16 protein-coding genes are annotated in these 18664 nt (G+C 63.8%); 3 read left to right on the top strand and 13 right to left on the bottom strand.

The window, feature by feature from the left end; genetic code table 11:
• Nucleotides 1–6: 6 nt before the first annotated feature.
• Nucleotides 7–450, bottom strand: coding sequence for an OsmC family protein (locus DDF70_RS18160; protein ID WP_114946269.1), 444 nt, complete (start codon nucleotides 448–450; stop codon nucleotides 7–9).
• 133 nt (nucleotides 451–583) lie between these two features.
• Here DDF70_RS18160 and mazG point away from each other — a divergent pair, with 133 nt between their 5' ends.
• Complete coding sequence (gene mazG / locus DDF70_RS18155) at nucleotides 584–1429, top strand: nucleoside triphosphate pyrophosphohydrolase (protein WP_114946293.1); 846 nt, start codon at nucleotides 584–586, stop codon at nucleotides 1427–1429.
• On the opposite strand, the gene hflX is transcribed toward mazG, so the two are convergent.
• The 7 genes from hflX to dusB all read right to left on the bottom strand — a co-directional run bounded on the left by hflX (nucleotide 1424) and on the right by dusB (nucleotide 10619).
• On the bottom strand, nucleotides 1424–2818 hold the full coding sequence (gene hflX / locus DDF70_RS18150; protein WP_114946268.1) for a GTPase HflX: 1395 nt from the start codon (nucleotides 2816–2818) through the stop codon (nucleotides 1424–1426). The genes mazG and hflX overlap by 6 nt on opposite strands.
• Before the next feature lies 1 nt (nucleotide 2819).
• Nucleotides 2820–3074: an RNA chaperone Hfq gene (gene hfq, locus DDF70_RS18145; RefSeq protein WP_009491222.1), complete on the bottom strand. Its 255-nt coding sequence runs from the start codon at nucleotides 3072–3074 to the stop codon at nucleotides 2820–2822.
• Nucleotides 3075–3307: 233 nt separating this feature from the next.
• On the bottom strand, nucleotides 3308–4678 hold the full coding sequence (ntrX, locus tag DDF70_RS18140; protein ID WP_114946267.1) for a nitrogen assimilation response regulator NtrX: 1371 nt from the start codon (nucleotides 4676–4678) through the stop codon (nucleotides 3308–3310).
• On the bottom strand, nucleotides 4675–6906 hold the full coding sequence (locus tag DDF70_RS18135; RefSeq protein ID WP_425374090.1) for a sensor histidine kinase NtrY-like: 2232 nt from the start codon (nucleotides 6904–6906) through the stop codon (nucleotides 4675–4677). Before DDF70_RS18135 ends, ntrX begins: the two co-directional genes overlap by 4 nt.
• A 118-nt stretch (nucleotides 6907–7024) precedes the next feature.
• Nucleotides 7025–8491, bottom strand: coding sequence for a nitrogen regulation protein NR(I) (ntrC, locus tag DDF70_RS18130; protein WP_114946265.1), 1467 nt, complete (start codon nucleotides 8489–8491; stop codon nucleotides 7025–7027).
• Between the two features lie 8 nt (nucleotides 8492–8499).
• The gene (locus DDF70_RS18125) at nucleotides 8500–9597 is read right to left on the bottom strand and encodes a two-component system sensor histidine kinase NtrB (RefSeq protein WP_114946292.1); all 1098 of its coding nucleotides are present in this window, start codon (nucleotides 9595–9597) and stop codon (nucleotides 8500–8502) included.
• Nucleotides 9598–9599: 2 nt separating this feature from the next.
• Nucleotides 9600–10619: a tRNA dihydrouridine synthase DusB gene (dusB, locus tag DDF70_RS18120; protein WP_114946264.1), complete on the bottom strand. Its 1020-nt coding sequence runs from the start codon at nucleotides 10617–10619 to the stop codon at nucleotides 9600–9602.
• Between the two features lie 109 nt (nucleotides 10620–10728).
• On the opposite strand from dusB, the gene DDF70_RS18115 reads away from it, so the two are divergent.
• Both DDF70_RS18115 and DDF70_RS18110 read left to right on the top strand, forming a co-directional pair.
• Complete coding sequence (locus DDF70_RS18115) at nucleotides 10729–11922, top strand: bifunctional 2-C-methyl-D-erythritol 4-phosphate cytidylyltransferase/2-C-methyl-D-erythritol 2,4-cyclodiphosphate synthase (protein WP_114946263.1); 1194 nt, start codon at nucleotides 10729–10731, stop codon at nucleotides 11920–11922.
• Nucleotides 11919–12407, top strand: coding sequence for a CinA family protein (locus DDF70_RS18110; RefSeq protein ID WP_114946262.1), 489 nt, complete (start codon nucleotides 11919–11921; stop codon nucleotides 12405–12407). Before DDF70_RS18115 ends, DDF70_RS18110 begins: the two co-directional genes overlap by 4 nt.
• Here the strand turns inward: DDF70_RS18110 and DDF70_RS18105 are convergent, their stop codons facing one another.
• The 5 genes from DDF70_RS18105 to DDF70_RS18085 all read right to left on the bottom strand — a co-directional run bounded on the left by DDF70_RS18105 (nucleotide 12408) and on the right by DDF70_RS18085 (nucleotide 18645).
• Nucleotides 12408–12893, bottom strand: a complete 486-nt coding sequence (locus DDF70_RS18105; RefSeq protein ID WP_114946261.1) for a type II toxin-antitoxin system RatA family toxin — start codon at nucleotides 12891–12893, stop codon at nucleotides 12408–12410.
• 2 nt (nucleotides 12894–12895) lie between these two features.
• Nucleotides 12896–13420, bottom strand: coding sequence for a P-loop NTPase family protein (locus DDF70_RS18100; protein WP_114946260.1), 525 nt, complete (start codon nucleotides 13418–13420; stop codon nucleotides 12896–12898).
• Nucleotides 13421–13436: 16 nt separating this feature from the next.
• Nucleotides 13437–14396, bottom strand: coding sequence for a lipoyl synthase (gene lipA / locus DDF70_RS18095; RefSeq protein WP_009491232.1), 960 nt, complete (start codon nucleotides 14394–14396; stop codon nucleotides 13437–13439).
• 975 nt (nucleotides 14397–15371) lie between these two features.
• Nucleotides 15372–16712, bottom strand: a complete 1341-nt coding sequence (gene gltX, locus DDF70_RS18090) for a glutamate--tRNA ligase (RefSeq protein ID WP_114946259.1) — start codon at nucleotides 16710–16712, stop codon at nucleotides 15372–15374.
• Between the two features lie 199 nt (nucleotides 16713–16911).
• Nucleotides 16912–18645, bottom strand: coding sequence for an NAD+ synthase (locus tag DDF70_RS18085; protein WP_114946258.1), 1734 nt, complete (start codon nucleotides 18643–18645; stop codon nucleotides 16912–16914).
• Nucleotides 18646–18664: the final 19 nt, after the last annotated feature.

Raw genomic sequence — 18664 nt, 5'->3', positions numbered from 1 at the left:
GGAGGTTCAGGAAGAGGCGGCTTCCACCTCCTCAGCCTCGTCGATTGCCGCCCAGGAATGGGTGATCTTGGCCACGGCTCCGAGCATGATCGAGGCGGAACAGTACTTTTCCTTGGAAAGCTCGATGGCCCTTTCCACCTTGGCCGGTGCAAGATTCCTGCCCTTGACCTTGTAGTCGATGTGAATTGCCGTGAAGACCTTCGGGTCGGTGTCCGCGCGCTCGGCGATGACCTCGACGTCGCAATCCGTCACCTTCTCGCGGCCTTTCCTGAGAATCTGGACCACGTCGAAGGCCGTGCAGCCTCCAAGCCCAATGAGGAGCAGCTCCATTGGGCGAATACCGACGTTGCGGCCCCCATATTCAGGCGCCCCGTCCATGACGACGGCATGGCCGCTGCCCGATTCGCCCACGAACATCATTCCATCGACCAGTTTCACCCGGGCTTTCATATGATCTTGTCCTCTTATGCCTGAAGCATTCATCCTTCCTTATAGCGCTAACGCAGGGAAATGGCGCAAATCCAGCTAGCCCGGCGTTTTGTCCTCAGGCTATGACACCGTCAAAGGGGCCAGGGATTCCATCATGAAGCCTTCCAAGGACATCACGCGACTTATCGAGATCATGGCGGCCCTGCGAACGCCCGGAACCGGGTGTCCCTGGGATCTTGAGCAGGATTTCGCGTCGATTGCTCCCTACACGCTCGAGGAAGCTTACGAAGTTGTCGACGCCATCGAGCGGGGCGATTTGGCCGATCTGCGGGACGAGCTCGGGGATCTGTTGCTTCAGGTCGTCTTCCACGCCCGTATGGCGGAGGAGCAGGGCGCCTTTGCCTTCCCCGACGTGGTCGAGGCCATCACGAGAAAGCTCATCCGGCGCCATCCTCATGTCTTTGGGGACATCAAGGATCTGTCGCCCGGGGAGGTGAAGAACCTCTGGGACACGATCAAAGCCGAGGAGAAGGCGGAGCGGCGCGCGGCCCGCGAGTCGATGGGGCACTTGCCGGAGCCTCACGAAGCGGGTTTTCTCGGAGGCATCCCCACGGCCCTGCCCGCTCTGACGCGAGCCCAGAAGCTCACGGCCAAGGCGGCAAAGGTCGGCTTCGACTGGCCGGAGACCATGCAGGTCATCGACAAGATCCACGAAGAATTGGAGGAGGTTAAGGAGGCTTCCTCATCCGGACAGCAAGACAGGATCGAGGACGAGATCGGCGATCTTCTGTTCGCGGTCACCAATCTGGCCCGGCATTTGGGCGTCGATTCCGAAAAGGCGTTGCGACGGACGAATGCCAAGTTTGAACGGCGCTTCAAAGCCATCGAGACGGGGCTCGGAGAGCGGGACCGCAGCCTTAGCGAGGCTTCGCTCGAAGAGATGGAAGAGCTCTGGGTCGCGGCGAAGCTGGCCGAGCGTGCGCCCGGCCCGTCCTCATAGAACGCGGGCGTCCGGAAAACGGTTGAGGAATCGGGGTTCCTTGCCGGCCACGAGGCGAATCTGGAGGATGGTATGCCCGTTCTCCCTCGTCTCGCGGTCCAGGATCTCGGTGTTCTCGTGGAGCCAAGCCAGCCCCTGCCCGTCTTCCGGCGCCACATCGACCTCATAGGTCGGCCGTCCCATGGACAAGTGCTGTTCGATGGTTGCGAGGAGTTCGGGGATCCCGTCTCCCGTCAGGGCCGAGATAAGGATCGGCCGCCTCTCCTCGCCTGTCCGGTGCGAGGCCGTCGCAAGCCGCTCGCGATCCTCCGCCGACAACAAGTCCGCCTTGTTCCAGACCTCGACGATGCGTCTCGTGTCGTCCGGATCAATGCCGAGCTCCCGCAATACGACAGCGACGTCGCCAGCCTGGGCCTCCGTCTCCCCGTGCGACACGTCGCGGACATGCAGCAGGACATCGGCTTCGACCACATCTTCGAGGGTGGCGCGGAAAGCCGCCACCAGCATGGTCGGCAGGTCGGAGATGAAGCCGACCGTGTCCGACAGGATGGCCTTCTCGCCGTGGGGCAGCTCGATGGCACGGGAGGTCGTATCAAGGGTCGCAAACAGCATGTTTTCGGCCAAGACGTCAGCCTGGGTCATGCGATTGAACAGGGTCGATTTGCCGGCATTGGTGTAACCGACGAGCGCAATGATCGGGTAAGGTACCCGCCTGCGGCTCGTACGGTGCAGGGAGCGCGTCTTCACGACGCTCTCCAAATCCCGCTCGATCCGGTTCATCCGCTCCTGAATGAGGCGCCGGTCCGCTTCGATCTGCGTCTCGCCCGGGCCACCAAGGAAGCCGAAGCCGCCGCGCTGACGCTCAAGGTGCGTCCAGGAGCGGACCAGCCGGCCCTTCTGGTAGGACAGATGGGCCAGTTCGACCTGAAGGGTGCCTTCTTTGGTTCGCGCTCGCCGTCCGAAAATTTCAAGGATAAGGCCGGTCCGGTCGATGACCTTTGCCCCCCAGGCCTTTTCGAGGTTGCGCTGCTGCACAGGGCTGAGGGCGCAGTCCATGACCACAAGGCCGATTTCCTCGGCCCGGATCAGGCCCGCCAGTTCCTCGACCTTGCCGCTGCCGATGAACGTGGCAGGGCGCGGCGAGGACAGGGGCGCGATCAGCGAATGGGTGATGGTCAGATCGATCGCAAGCGCCAGTCCGGTGATCTCATCGAGGCGAGCCTCAGGAGGACGCGGATTGCCCCCGTCACCGTCTGCCTCCACGGCACCGCGCCGCCGGCGGGTCAGATACGGACCGATCACCAACGTCCTCGTCCCCGCCGCAACCTCTTTCTCAGGTTCGGCAAGCTGAGCGAGACGTTCTTCCCCCGGACTGCGTGGTTCCGTCACCTCAAGCCTTCTCGCCAGCCTCGTCGATCTGGTCGAACAACTGGACGGGCTGCCCTGGCATGATGGTGGAAATGGCGTGTTTGTAAACCAGCTGGGAATGACCATCCCTGCGCAGAAGGACGCAGAAGTTGTCGAACCAGGTGACGACGCCCTGAAGCTTTACCCCGTTCACGAGAAAGATCGTCAGGGGAATTTTTTGCTTCCGGACGTAGTTCAGAAAAGTGTCCTGAAGATTCTGCGCGCGATCGCCCGCCATTGAAGTTGCCTCGCCAGCCCATCGCCGCCGGTCTTGGCTATGGGGCCGCCTGGATATGGTTGTCCGCTTTCGTGCGGTCGGTGACCGGCAGATCTATTACAGGGCGAACGGCAGCGTTCGGCAAGAGGCAGCCAAGACTTCTACCACCCTGGGATTATATTTTCCCGTGGATTGTAGGTTTTCCACCTTCCGAAGAGGCGGGAGGAGCGCCCGCCCCCATCGGCTCTGGGGCCTCAGCCGCCAATTCCGAGGGATTTCAACTTCCGGTGCAGCGCCGAACGCTCCATGCCGATGAACTCAGCCGTCCTCGAGATATTGCCGCTGAACCGGGCAATCTGCGCCAGCAGATACTCCCGTTCGAAGATCTCGCGCGCCTCACGAAGGGGCAGGCTCATGAGTTTCTCGCCCCCCGCCCCGCCCGGGGTGCTGGGAACGAGCGCGCCGATCTCCGTAGGCAACATGTCAGCCGTGATCTCGGCGTCGGGGTCCCCCGAGGTGAGAATCATCAGCCGTTCCACGTTGTTGCGGAGCTGACGCACGTTACCGGGCCAGTCGTGGGATTGCAGGACCGCCATGGCGTCCTCGGCAATGCGCCGCTTCGGCAGGCCGGTCGTCGACGAAATTTGCTCCATGAAGAATTCGATCAGCTCCGGCACATCCTCGCGGCGCTCCGCGAGAGACGGAACCCGGATCGGGATGACGCCGAGCCGATGGAACAGGTCCTCCCGGAACTGGCCCGCCGCGATGGCCGCGGGAAGGTCTCGGCTGGAGGACGAGACAATTCGGACGTCCACGTGGACCCGCGTCGTCCCGCCGATGCGCTGGAAGTTCTGATCGACGAGGACGCGCAGAATTCTGTTCTGCGTCTCTCGGGGCATGTCGGCGATCTCGTCGATGTAGAGGGTGCCGCCGTGGGCCTCTTCGAGAGCGCCGACACGCCGCCCGCCCCCCTCGCCGCCTTCGGTGCCGAAGAGCTCCGCCTCCATGGTTTCGGGTGTGATCGTTGCGGCCGAGAGAACGACGAATGGGCCATTCGCTCGCGTCGAGAGGCTGTGAATGGTCCGGGCCGTCAGTTCCTTGCCGGAACCGGGTGCGCCCGTAATCAGGATACGGGCATTTGTCGGCGCCGCCCGCTCCACCGCCTGCCTGAGCTGGTTGATGATGATCGACCGGCCGGCGATGCGGCTGGCTTGAACCGAACGCGAGCGCAGATCGCGAACCTCCCGCTTCAGGCGGGAGGCTTCCAGGGCGCGCTCGGCAACGAGAACAAGGCGATCCGCCTTGAACGGCTTCTCGATGAAATCGTAAGCGCCTGCCTTGATGGCGGAGACGGCCGTCTCGATGTTGCCATGCCCTGAGATCATCACGACCGGCAGGTCGGGGTGCTGGGACTTGATGATCTCAAGCACCTGAAGTCCGTCGAGCCGGCTTCCCTGCAGCCATATGTCGAGGAACACGAGGTGTGGACGCCGGGTCTCGATGGCGGCCAATGCCTCATCGGACGTCCCGGCCGTGCGGGTGCGGTTCCCTTCATCCTCGAGAATGCCGGCCACCAGTTCACGAATATCGACTTCGTCGTCGACGACGAGAATATCAGCGCTCATAGGCTTGCCCTGCGGGAGTCGTTTCGGCTGGAAGCGGCCGATGTCTCTTCCGATACAACTTGCTTCGTTTTTGGGATCCACATGCGAACCTGCCCACCCCTGCCGGCTGGATTGTCGGCGAGTTCCATGCCACCTCCATGGTCTTCCAGAATCTTTGCAACGATTGGCAGCCCCAGTCCGGTTCCACCCTCGCGCGTCGTCATGTAGGGCTCCAAAAGGCGCTGTCGGCCTTCGACCGGAAAACCCTTGCCGTTATCCGTGACCGCCAGGATCAGATAATCGGGGTGCGTGTCATCGAGCAGAACCGAGATCTGCGCCTGGCCTCTCTCGTTCTCCGGCACCGCAGCAATCGCCTCGGTTGCGTTCTTGACGATGTTCGTCACCGCTTGCGAGACGAGCCGACGGTCGAAAGGGGCGATGAGGGACCCAGGCGGCACCTGGTCGACGAACTGAATCTCGGGATGGGCGATCTTCATCATGAAGATCACCTGCCGAATCGTCTCGGCCAGATCCTCGTCTCCGATGGTCGGCTTCGGCATGCGGGCGAAGGACGAGAACTCGTCGACCATGCGCTTGATGTCGTCGACCTGCCGGACGATGGTGTCCGTGCATTGATCGAACACCTCCCGGTCCGTGGTGATCACCTTGCCGTATTTCCGGCGGATGCGCTCGGCCGAGAGCTGGATGGGCGTGAGAGGATTTTTGATCTCGTGCGCAATGCGCCGCGCCACATCCGCCCAGGCGGAGGTGCGCTGCGCCAGCACGAGATCCGTGATGTCGTCCAGGGTGATGACGAGGTCCCTCTGTCCCCCGCGCGCCTGCTCGCTTGTCACACGAACGTTGATGGTACGTTCCTTGCCCTTGCGGGAAATGTGGATCTGCTGCTGCATCAGGCGCTGGCGGCCCTGGCTCATTTCCTCGACGAGCGGGGTCACCTCGGGGAGAACCATGGTGATCGGTTGGCCGAGCAATTCTTTGTGCGAGCTGCCGAGCAGGGCCTCCGTCGACGGATTAACGATGGTGATCTGCCCCCTCGCATTGACGCCGATGACCCCGGCCGAAACGCCCGCCAGAACGGCTTCTGTAAACCGACGCCGCCGGTCCATCAGATCGCTGGCCGCCGTGAGCCCATCGTGCTGGCGCCGCAGTTCGGAGGTCATCTTGTTGAAGGTCTCGCCCAGATGTCCGAGATCGCCCTCGCCCCGCTTCACAGGCACTTGAACATAGAAATTGCCGGTCGCCACCTGGTCGGTGGCGTGGATGAGACGCCGGATCGGGGCGACGAGTCGGTTAGCGAAGTTCAGCCCGAACCAGACAGCCGAGAGGAGAACGATCAACGCGATCAGTATGAACATCGACGCGAAGGCGAATTGAAGCCCTGCCTTTTTCTGGTCGAGAGCGGCATAAAAGGCCACGCCATTCTCAGCCACGGCTGGGAATTCCATCGCTTGGCGGTCCACTTCACGCGCCACGTACAGAATGCGGCCTTTGCTATCGCTGAGCTTGAGAACGGACCGTAAGATATTCCCGTTTCCGGGAAGAAGGCAGATGGGCTCTTCGGTGTTCACATCTTCAAGATCAGCCTGAGTGGGCTCAGGCAGATCCGGAAGGGCCTTGCCGACGATCCGTTCCAGAATCGAGCCATTGGGCTCGACGACCATCGCTACGGGAAGCCCCAACGATCGAGCGCGTGAGCTCATGAACTCGCGAAAGAACTTCTGGTCCGCATCATAGAGGTTGAGGGCGCGGCTCAAATCAGAGGCCATCAACAAAGTTTCACGGGCTAGGGTCCTGCATTGCATTTCACGATAGGAGTAGGCTATCGCGACGGTGTTCGTCATCAAGTCTTTGATGGTACTCGTTAATCTTGAATCGAGCCCGCGTTCGAACGATACCGATGCGGCGCCGGCGATGAGTATGGCAGGCACTCCAGCAACGAGCGTGAAAAGTCCGACAATCCGGACATGCAGTCCTGCGGCGGCCGCTCCCTCTCGTCTTGCTCGAATGATTTTTTGGGACTGCCAAGCAACGATCCCGAGGAGCAGGACAATGAGGATTCCATTCAGGATGAAAACCCATTGCACGATGCTGTTAGTCGGCGGGATCGGTGTTGCACCTGCCAGGATGAGGAAGGTGAGCAGTGCCGAGGCAAGGGCCATAGGCACAGCAACATACCCGACCCAAATGAGCCAGCCATGGCCCGTTTCGGACGAACCGCGTTGTTCCATTGTGCTCTGGTCGGTCAAAATCCGAAGCCCCCAATCGGGTGCCGTCGTTTCGACACCCCACCTTAAGGGGTGATGCACCAACACAACACTGTGGTCAAATTATTACAGCGGCCAAGGCTCAGCCCCGGTTGGAGCGGACCACCATGAGCTCCAGATCCCGCACCTTCTTGCGGAGGGTGTTACGGTTGACGCCCAGAAGCTCGGCGGCCCGGATCTGGTTGCCTCTGGTTGCCGCAAGGGCCGCGCCGATCAGCGGGCCTTCAATCTCGCGCAAGACGCGATGATAGAGACCGGGAGGCGGGAGAGTGTCCCTGAACCCGGAGAAATACTCGTTCAGATGCCGTTCCACCGCATCGGACAGTCCTTCCGCGTTCTGCTGTGACGACTGGGATGCCTTCCCGGCCGGCTGGGGCGGCAGCAGGGGCTGGGAGTCGAGTTCCGAGTCGATGATCGCCCCGGTAATAGTGTCCTGAGGGTACAGGGCCGCCAGGCGTCGCACCAAGTTCTCCAGCTCACGGACATTACCCGGCCAGCGGTACCGCTTCAGCCGGTCCATGGCCTCCACATCGAGTTGCTTACGCGCGAGTCCCTCCTTCTCCACAAGCATGAAGAAGTGACGAGCCAGATCCGGGATATCCTCGACGCGCTCCCGCAGCGGCGGGAGACGCAAGGGCACCACGTTGAGCCGGAAATAGAGATCTTCGCGGAAGAGCCCCTGCTGGATCAGCACGCGCAGATCCTTGTTCGTGGCCGCTACGATGCGGACATTGGTCTTGATCGGCACCCGGCCGCCCACGGTCGTGTACTCGCCCTGCTGGAGGACCCGCAGGAGGCGGGTCTGCGCCTCCATGGGCATGTCGCCGATCTCATCGAGAAACAGCGTACCGCCCTCCGCCTGCTCGAAACGGCCGGTATTGCGAGCCGTCGCGCCGGTGAAGGCACCTTTTTCATGGCCGAAGAGCTCGGATTCGATGAGCTCACGCGGAATCGCAGCCATGTTCACGGCCACGAACGGCCCCTGCCGGCGCTTGCCGTAATCGTGCAGGGCCTTTGCGACGAGTTCCTTGCCGGTTCCGGACTCGCCGGTGATCATCACCGTGAGGTCGGTCGGCATCAGCCGGGCGAGCGCCCTATAGATCTCCTGCATCGCGTGCGAGCGGCCGACGAGGGGGATATCCTCGTTCTCCGGCGATGGGCTGGCTCCAGTCGGGACGTTCCGCGGGCGGGACAAGGCTCGGCCGACAACCGCCACGAGTTCCTTCAGGTCGAAGGGCTTCGGCAGGTACTCGTAAGCCCCACGCTCAGAGGCCTTGATGGCAGTCATGAACGTGTTCTGGGCGCTCATGACGATAATCGGCAGCTCCGGGCGCATCTTCTTGATGCGGGGCAGGAGATCGAAGGCGTTCTCGTCCGGCATCATCACATCCGTGATGACGAGGTCGCCCTCCCCTTGAGCGACCCAACGCCACAGGGTCGCTGCGTTGCTGGTCGAGCGGACCTCATATCCCGCCCGGGACAGGGCTTGGTTCAGGACGGTCCGGATGGCCGCATCGTCGTCAGCGAGAAGAATCTGTCCACTAGGCATTGCTTATCTCACAATTCGGCCCCGCGCCCGTCATTGGCGCGGTGCATGGGCAGGAGAATTCGAAAAGTTGTTCGTCGGGGCGCCGGCTCGCATTCGACGATGCCGCCGTGATCGCCCACGATCTTCGCCACGAGGGCAAGTCCCAGGCCGCTCCCCTGGACCTTGGTGGTCACGAACGGGTCGAAGAGATCGGTCATGAGTTCGGGAGGAATGCCCGGTCCGTTGTCAATGACGCTCAGCTCGATGGGAAGGCTGACCCGCTCCTGGGAGCCGGGCACCTGAAGCCGGACACCCGTGCGGAAGGCCGTGGAGAGAATGATCTCGCCATCCGGTGCATCGATGCCGACGGCTTCGGCTGCGTTCTTGACCAGGTTCAGGATGACCTGGATCAGCTGATCGCGGTTGCCGAGCACGGGCGGGAGCGACGGGTCGTAGTTCTCGACGAAACGGATATGTCGGGCAAAGCCCGACTGGGCGAGACGCTTCACGTGGTCCAGCACGCCATGGATGTTCACGGGTCCCCGTTCCACCGGCCGTTCCTCGCCGAACACCTCCATGCGCTCCACGAGCTTTACGATCCGGTCGGTTTCGTCGCAGATCAGACGCGTCAGCAGCCGGTCGTCCTCGCTGGCCGATTGCTCGAGGAGTTGCGCCGCGCCCCGGATGCCGGACAAGGGATTCTTGATCTCATGCGCCAGCAGCGCACCCAAGGCCGTAATCGATCGTGCCGCGCCCCGGTGGGTCAGCTGGCGATTCATCTTGTCAGCAATCGTCCGCTCCTGGAGCATGACGATCACATGATCGCTGTCGTCGCCCAGGGGGCTTGCGGACACGTCGACGATGCGTTCCGCGCCGAGACGTGGGCTGCCGATATCGACCCGGTGCTCGCTGACGCTGGAGCCGCGCTGGCGGACATCTTCCACCAGGGCCATCACGGGCGAGCCGAAAGGCAGGAAATCGCTGAGCTTCTGACGCAGCATCATGCGCAAGCTCATCTCGAAGAAGGACTCCGCTGCCGCATTGGCATGGACGATCCGATGCTCGGGCCCCACAGTTAGAACCGGGATCGGAAGTGCGTTCATGATGAGATCGTTCATGGCCGTCATCGTCATGCCGCCTCCCGATCCTGGCGGCTGTAGAGGGAGCGCAGCAAGGTGATCACGGTCCGGGGCTCCTCGGATGTTACCAGCGCCGTCCGTACGCTCGGCAGAACATGGAAGCCGGACTCCATGGCCACGTCGGCATACGCGGCGAGGTGCTTGCGGGCGTGGCGGATCCCGGTTCTTTCTCCGTAGAGAGACAGGAGACCCTCGTAATGCTCGACGGCGATCCCTGTCATTTCTTCGGGGGACGGATCGGGAATCGTCCCTCCTCGAAGGGCGGCACCGATCTGACCCACGAGCCAGGGCCGGCCGACAGCGGAGCGTCCGACCATCACGGCTGCAGCACCGGAGGCCGACAGGCAACGGTTCGCATCGTCGAGCGAGCCGATATCGCCGTTGGCGATCACAGGGATGCGGACGCTTCGGACGATGGCCGCGATAGCGTTCCAGTCGGCCTGTCCCTTATAGAACTGCTGGCGTGTCCGGCCATGCACCGTCACGGCCTGCACGCCCAGACTCTCCGCGCGGCGAGCGAGTTCAGGCGCGTTGATGGTGTCATGATCCCATCCGAGCCGCATCTTGACCGTCACCGGCACGCTGGCAGCCTGCACCGTCGCTTCGATGAGCCGAGCAGCATGATCGAGATCGCGCATGAGCGCCGACCCGGCATAGCCGCCGATCACGCGCTTGGCCGGACAGCCCATATTGATGTCGATGATGCGCGCCCCCGCCCCTTCGGCGACTCGGGCCGCCTCGGCCATCCAGTGAGGCTCGCAACCGGCCAGCTGAACGACGTGAGGCTCGATCCCGGCTCCTTCAGCTCTCAGCTGCGCCTCCTCCGAGCCTTGGACCAACTCGTCCGAAGCCACCATCTCGGACACGACGAGACCAGCCCCGAGGCGCTTGGCAATACGCCGGAATGCGACATCCGTAACGCCGGACAAGGGCGCGAGAATGGCCGGAGCTTCGACCCGTACAGGACCGATGCGGAAGCTGCCCGCGCCTATTTTTTGTTCAAAACTCATTGTGCCTAATCAATAGACAATTCGACGATAGGCGCAAGCCCCTCCGACAGGGATTTGCGTTCCATCGGTGTCACGCTTAGGAGAGCGTTTGTCACAGAGGCTATCCTGTATGTCAGTTGCCGCCCTCATCGTTGCTGCCGGACGTGGATCAAGAGCGGGCGAAGGGATTCCGAAGCAGTATCGGGAGCTGCGAGGGATGCCCGTTCTGTCGAGGACACTGCCGGCCTTTCTCGCGCACCCCGGCATCAGCCACACAGTCGTGGTGATCCATCCCGATGACCGCGCGCTTTATGAAGATTCCGTCGCGGTCGTGCCATCCCCAGGGCCGAAACTTCTGCGATGCGCCCGTGGGGGGCAAACAAGGCAGGATTCGGTGAGAAGCGGGTTGGAAGCCCTGGCAGGCCTGGAGCCGGAATACGTTCTCGTTCACGATGCGGCACGTCCGTTTGCCGGCCGCGACCTGATCGATCGCGCCATTGCGGCCGCCGCGCGCTGGGGTGCCGCCGTTCCGGGAACACCCGTCACCGATACCATCAAGGTGATCGGAGACCAATCTGAAGTGCTCGCCACGCCGGACCGATCGAGGCTCAGGGCCGTGCAGACCCCGCAGGCTTTCCGCTTTTCGCTGCTTCTCGATGCACACCGCCGTGCCGCGAGTGCTGGCCTGCACACCTTCACGGACGACGGTGCCTTGACGGAATGGGCCGGTCTGCCGGTGCATGTCTTCGATGGCGACACCGGCAATATCAAGCTTACCCATGCGTCGGATTTTCAGGAAGCCGAGCGACGTTTGAAAGGCGAAACAATGGCTTACGTGACCCGGCTCGGCACCGGTTTCGACGTTCATGCCTTCGGCGATGGCGATCATGTCTGGCTCGGTGGAATCAGGGTGCCCCATGACCGCGGGGTTCTCGCCCATTCGGACGGCGATGTGATCCTGCATGCCCTGACGGACGCAATTCTCGGTGCTCTTGCCGATGGCGATATCGGGACTCATTTCCCGCCGAGCGACCCGCAATGGCGCGGCGCCTCCTCGGACCAATTCTTGGCCCACGCGGTCGAACTCGTCGCGAAGCGGGGCGGCATCGTCGATCACCTCGACACCACGCTCCTGTGCGAGAAGCCAAGGCTCGGCCCGCATCGCGAAGCGATGCGCCAGCGGATCGCCGAGATCGCCGGTCTCCGCCTGGACCAGGTCTCGCTCAAGGCGACGACGACCGAGAAGCTTGGATTCACCGGACGCGCCGAGGGCATCGCTGCCCAGGCCGCAGCAACGATCCGCCTGCCGGAGGTGAGCGCATGACGCCCGAGATGACGACCCGCGCCGCGGCGCTGCTGGACGCCTACAAGGAAAACGGCCTGAAGATCGCCACCGCAGAATCCTGCACCGGTGGTCTCGTGGCGGCGTTGCTGACCGAGATTTCCGGCTCCTCGGCCGTGGTGGAGCGCGGTTTCGTGACCTATTCCAACGAGGCCAAGACGGAGCTGATCGGCGTCCCGGCAGACCTGATTGCGGCTCATGGCGCCGTCAGCGAACCCGTCGCTCGCGCCATGGCCGAGGGGGCGCTCGCTCATTCCCGGGCGGACGTGGCCGTCGGCATCACGGGCGTGGCCGGCCCGACCGGCGGGACGGACACGAAGCCGGTGGGCCTCGTCCATTTCGGCCTCGCCCGCAAGGGGGCCGCGACGGTGCACCTGGAGCGGCGCTATGGCGATCTCGGGCGGGGGACCATTCGCCGTCGGGCGGTGGAGGATGCTTTGTCGCTTTTGGAGCAGGCTCTTCGCTGATCAGGCGGTCCGCGCTCCGGCTTTTGCCTTCGATGGGGCCCCGTAGATCTCGTCCGCCCGCTCCTCGAAGGCTTCGGTGAATTTGCGGAAGGCCTTGTCGAAGACCGAGCCCATGAGCAGGCCAAGAGCAAAGCTCTTGAACTCGTAGTTGATGTAGAACTCCACCTCGCAGCCGCCGCCGGGCGCCTCGCGGAAGGTCCAGCGGTTTTCCAGATACTTGAAGGGCCCGTCCACGTACTCGACCGTAATCTTCCGACGCGGGTCGTCCAGAGTCACCCGGGTGGTGAAGGTCTCCCTGATGGCCTTGTAGCCCACCGACATGGTGGCGACGAGGGTCTCGATGCCCTCTCCGCTCTGGACCCGGCGCATGACCCTCAAGTCCTCGCACAGGGGCACGAATTCCGGATAGCGCTCCACATCGGCCACGAGGGCGAACATCTGGGCCGGGGTATGCTGGACGGAACGCGTGGTGCGAAAGGTCGGCATGCTCAGGCGGCCTCTTTGAAGGTTGAAAGCGCGGCCTCGAGGGCCGGAATGTCGGAACGGGAACGCAGCACATGGACCTGCTGGTCCCGGCGGAGGCGCTCCAGCATGCGAAGCGTCTTCGGCCGCATCGTGCCGGGATAGGACCAGATCCAGCGCATGAAGGACCAGTCGAAACGCTCCGGCCCGGCGGAGCCGAGATCGGGCCTCGACCGGCCGTAGTTTCTCGCCACACGCCAGAGCACGCTCAGGGCGCATTGCCAGCGCGGCAGATCGAGCCAGACGACCGCCGTGGCGCGGGGCACGCGGATGTCGAAGGTGCTGGCGTAGTTTCCGTCCATGATCCAGGCCGGCCGCGCCGCGAGCGCTCTGACCCGCTCGCGCCACTCCTCCCTGGACGGCGTGGTCCAGCCGGGCCCGAAATATTCCCGGTCGAGATGGATCAGCGGCAGGTCGAGACGCCCGGCGAGACGGTTCGCCAGGGTGCTCTTGCCCGCGCCCGGGCTACCGATGACCAGAATGCGCTGCATGGGCTCCCGCGAACCTCTAGCCGAGCTTCGTCAGACGAGCCGCCTTCAGCTTGGCAAAATCCTCTCCCGCGTGATGCGAGGAGCGCGTCAGCGGGGTCGAGGAGACCAGGAGGAAACCCTTGGCATAGGCAGTGGTTTCATAGGCCTTGAACTCGTCCGGCGTCACGAAGCGGATCACCTGATGGTGCTTCTTCGTGGGCTGGAGATATTGGCCGATGGTCATGAAATCCACGTCAGCCGAGCGCAGGTCGTCCATGAGCTGGAGCACCTCGTTCCGCTCTTCGCCCAGGCCGACCATGATGCCGGACTTGGTGAAGATGGTCGGATCCAGCTCCTTCACCTGCTGCAGCAGGCGGATGGAGTGGAAATAGCGCGCGCCGGGCCGGACCTTGAGGTATTTCGACGGGACGGTTTCCAGATTGTGGTTGAACACGTCGGGCTTGGCCGCGACCACGACCTCGAGAGCGCCGGGTTTGCGAAGGAAATCGGGTGTCAGGATCTCGATGGTGGTCTTGGGCGAGCGGGCCCGGATGGCGTGGATCACATCGGCGAAATGCTGCGCGCCGCCGTCGGCCAGATCGTCCCGGTCAACCGAGGTGATGACCACATGCTCCAGGCCGAGCTTCTCCACCGCCTTCGCCACGCTCTCCGGCTCATTCGGGTCCAGTGCCTGCGGCAGGCCGGTCTTCACGTTGCAGAAGGCGCAAGCCCGCGTGCAGGTGTCGCCCATGATCATGAAGGTGGCGTGCTTCTTCTCCCAGCACTCGCCGATATTGGGGCAGCCCGCCTCCTCGCATACGGTCACGAGCTTGTTCTCGCGGACGATCCGGTTGGTCTCGGCCCATTTGGGCGAGCCCGGAGCCTTCACGCGGATCCATTCCGGCTTGCGCTGCTGAACGGGCTGGTCCGGCCGGTGCGCCTTTTCCGGATGGCGAGGACGCTGGTCCTTGTTGAGGAGGTCGAGAACGACGGCCATGAAGCTAAACCCCTGAGGCGAAGGGCCCCGCCCTTCCTGACATGCCGCTGATTTAAGACTTCCGGAGCACAATCGCAAATGCTCAGATGGCAGGGCTGTACTTCCCACGGCAGCTCACCTCGGCACCGGTGCCTTGTCATTCCCGCGCAGGCGGGAAGCCAGAACCGCGACGTCTCAAGACAGGGCGAGCCGCGTCTCGTCTCCTCCTGCACCGTCGGCGGTTATGGATCCCGGGCTCCGCTCCCGCGGCCCCGGGATGACGGGGGATGTGTCTGATGTCAAAGAGCCAGCACCTGCGGGCCCGCAGCGGGTGCTGCGAGCCTGGTGAGTGTTCGAGGGTGGCGCGAGTGGCAGCCCGGCTCGCTACTGGTGTGAGAGATGGAAGAGCCGGACGGCCGCTTCGCGCACGGTTCTTTTCAGGTGGACCAACTGGCANGGGCCCGCAGCTTGCGCTGCGGGCCGTCAGGGTTCGAGGGTGGCGCGTCGGGCAGCCCGGCTCGCTACTGGTGTGTTGATGGAAGAGCCGGACGGCCGCTTCGCGCACGGTTCGTTTCAGGTGGACCAGCTGGCAGGGCCAAGGTCGACCTCCCGCGACCACAGGATTGCGAGGCCTGCGGCGGGACCGTGCCTGCTCCCACACTGCGACGCCTCGCGAGCGCGCCCCTCGTCAGGAGCAGATCTGTGCAATGTTATAGCCAAGGTTGCGCCCGCTGTCAAGAACAAAGTGAGAACATGAGATTGTCCTCACCGCCTCTCCGACCTCATCCTGAGGAGCCGCTGCAAGCGGCGTCTCGAAGGAGGCTCCAGCGCGCACGGGAGACGCCCTCGTCCTTCGAGACGGTCGCACAGCGACCTCCTCAGGATGAGGGCTGTGGGGGCACGGCAGCCGGGGATGGCCGGGACAAGCCCGGCCATGACGTGGAGGGTGTTATCTTCAGGCTGAGCGAAGCGAGGAAACAGGATCCAGTGGCTCGTTCAGGCCACCTGCCCTGCCAGCCGTACCTTCGCCCGCTCGGGTCCGATGAGCGGCAGCAGCGCTCCCAGTTCAGGGCCGTGGTCGCGCCCGGTGAGCGCCAGTCGCAGGGGCATGAACAGAGCCTTGCCCTTCACGCCGGTCTTCGCCTTCACGGATTCCGTCCAGGCTTTCCAGGTCGTCGCATCCCAGGGGGCCTCCGGCAGGACGCCCGTGGCCGCTTCGATGAAAGCTCGATCCTCGATGACCGGGCTGACGGGGCCACGCACCACCTTGGCCCATTCGGCCGCATCCTGAAGCTTCGTCAGGTTGCCGCGCACGGCGAGCCAGAAGGCTTCGCCCGCATCCGCGTCGAGCGCGGCCAACCGCTCGCGGGCCGCCTCGTAGGGCATCTCGTGGATCAGCCGGGCGTTCAGGTGCTCCAGCTCACTCTCGTCGAACTTCGCGGGTGCGCGGGAGATGTGTGAGAAGTCGATCAGGCGGGCAAGCTCGTTGAGATCGGCCACCGGACGCACCGCCTCCGCCGAGCCCACCAGCACCGCGAGCGAGGCCACCGCCTGCGGCTCGAGGCCGGAATCGCGCAAGCCCTTGATCGAGAGGTGGCCAAGGCGCTTGGACAGGCCCTCGCCGCTGGCCGTGATCAGAAGGCTGTGATGGGCGAAGGTGGGAGCAGCGGCTCCCAGAGCCTCGAAGATCTGGATCTGCACCGCCGTGTTGGTGACGTGGTCCTCACCGCGGATCACATGGGTCACTTTAAGCTCGATGTCGTCCACCACGGACGGCAGCGTGTAGAGATATGTCCCGTCCTCGCGCACCAGCACCGGATCGGAGAGCGAGCTGCAATCCACGTGACAAGGACCGCGCACGAGGTCGTCCCAGGTGACGTTGGTCGGCTCGAGGCGGAAGCGCCAATGGGGCCGGCGTCCCTCCTGTTCGAGCTTGGCGCGATCCTCGTCGGTGAGCTTCAGGGCCGCCCGGTCGTAGATCGGCGGCAGGCCGCGGGCGAGCTGGCGCTTGCGGCGGAATTCCAGCTCTTCCTGCGTCTCGTAGCAGGGATAGAGGCGTCCAACCGCCTTCAGCCGCTCGGCGGCGGCGTCATAGAGATCGAACCGATCCGACTGGCGGACGATCACATCGGGCGGGATGCCGAGCCAATTCAGATCGGTTTGAATCGAATCCGCATATTCCTGCTTCGACCGCGCCAGATCCGTATCGTCGAAGCGCAGGATGAAGGTGCCGCCCTCGCGCCGCGCATAGAGCGCGTTGAGCAGGGCGACGCGTGTGTTGCCGATATGGATGTGCCCGGTCGGGGACGGGGCGAAGCGAACGATGGGCTTGGACATGCAAATGCTATGGCGAAGGGAACCGAGCGGCGCAAGGGGTGACAGGGTTTTCGGTGCCGTTCCCCGCCTGCCGCCGTCGGAGATTTCCACCCTCTCCCGTCATGGCCGGGCTCGTCCCGGCCATCCCGATACAGAAAGGCTCGGCGTTTCAGACCATCGAGATCACCGGGACAAGCCCGGTGATGACGTGGAGCGAATCCTAGACGTCCATCGACCCGACTCGCGGCTTGCCGATGGCACGCTCCAGGGCCTCGTCCTTCCGGTGCGCTTCCGACCCCGGGTCGCGATAGCGGTTGACGATGGGATAGCGGCGATCGCGGCCGAAATTCCTGCGCGTGACCTTCACGCCGGGCGCCGCTTGGCGGCGCTTGTATTCGGCGATGTAGAGCAGCCGCTCGACCTTCTTGACGGTGTCGAGATCGTGGCCCTTCGCGACGATCTCGGAGACACGCAGCTCCTCCTCCACGAGACCCCGCAGGATTGCGTCGAGATCTTCATAAGGCGGCAGGGAATCCTGGTCCCTCTGGTCCTCGCGCAGTTCGGCCGTGGGCGCCTTGGTCAGGATGTTCTCGGGAATGACGATCCCATCCGGCCCTAGCGCCCCCTTGGGCTTCCAGCGGTTGCGCAGGGCCGCGAGGCGATAGACCTCCATCTTGTAGAGATCCTTGATCGGATTGAAGCCGCCGTTCATGTCGCCATAGATCGTCGCGTAGCCCACCGACATTTCCGACTTGTTGCCGGTCGTCACCACCATGGCGCCGAACTTGTTCGAGATCGCCATGAGGATGGTGCCCCGGGCGCGGCTCTGCAGGTTCTCTTCCGTGATGTCGCGCTCGCGGCCGGCGAAGATCGGCTCCAGGGCGGTCTCGAACCCTTCGACCGGCGCGGATATGGGCAGGATGTCGTAGCGGACGCCGAGCATCTGCGCGCAGGCTTCCGCATCCCTCAGGGACTCGCCCGAGGTGTAGCGGTAGGGCAGCATCACGCAATGAACCCGTTCGGTTCCAAGCGCGTCCACCGCCATGGCGGCGCAGATGGCGGAATCGAGGCCGCCGGACAGGCCCAGCACCACGCCCGGAAAGCGATTCTTCTCCACATAATCGCGAAGCCCCAGGACGCAGGCGGCGTAATCGGCCTCCTCGCCCTCCTCCACCGTGACGATGGGAGCATCGCGGCAGGTCCAGCCTTCCTCGTCCTTGACCCAGGTGGTGAGCGCGACGACCTCCTCATTGGCGGGCAGCTGGCAGGCGAGCGAGCAATCCGCATTCAGCACGAAGGACGCGCCGTCGAAGACCAGCTCGTCCTGGCCGCCGACCTGGTTGAGATAAACCAACGGAAGCCCGCTCTCGGTCACGCGGGCGGCCGCGATGTTGAAGCGTTCCTCGGTCTTGCCGCGCCAATAGGGCGAGCCGTTGGGCACGAGAAGCATCTCGGCGCCCGTCTCGGCAAGACATTCCACCACGTCGCCGGTCCAGATGTCCTCGCAGATGGGAATCCCTAAGCGGATGCCGCGGAAATTCACCGGCCCAGGCAGAGGCCCGGCGGCGAAATTGCGCTTCTCGTCGAAGACGCCGTAATTCGGCAGATCGACCTTGAAGCGCACCGAGATCGCGCCGCCGTCGAGAAGCGCATAGGCATTGTAGAGCTCGCCCTCCTCCCGCCATGGCAGGCCGATGAGCATGCCGGGGCCGCCATCCGTCGTTTCGCGGGCGAGGCGTTCGAGGGCGGCGCGGCAGGAATCCTGAAAGGCGGGCTTCAGGACGAGGTCCTCGGCGGGATAGCCCGCGAGGAACTGCTCGGCGAACATCACGATATCGGCCCCGAGCCGGGCCGCCTCGGCACGGGCGGTCCGCGCCTTCTCCTCGTTGCCGGCCACGTCGCCGACGATGGGGTTGAGCTGCGCGAGAGCGATCTTGAGGGTGTTCTGAACCATACCGGGGATCTAGCGCGCC

The sequence above is a fragment of the Microvirga calopogonii genome (assembly GCF_003347665.1).
GTDB classification, from domain to species: Bacteria; Pseudomonadota; Alphaproteobacteria; order Rhizobiales; family Beijerinckiaceae; genus Microvirga; species Microvirga calopogonii.
Note: the sequence above shows the minus strand (reverse complement) of the source record. Positions and strands in the feature narration are given on the sequence as shown.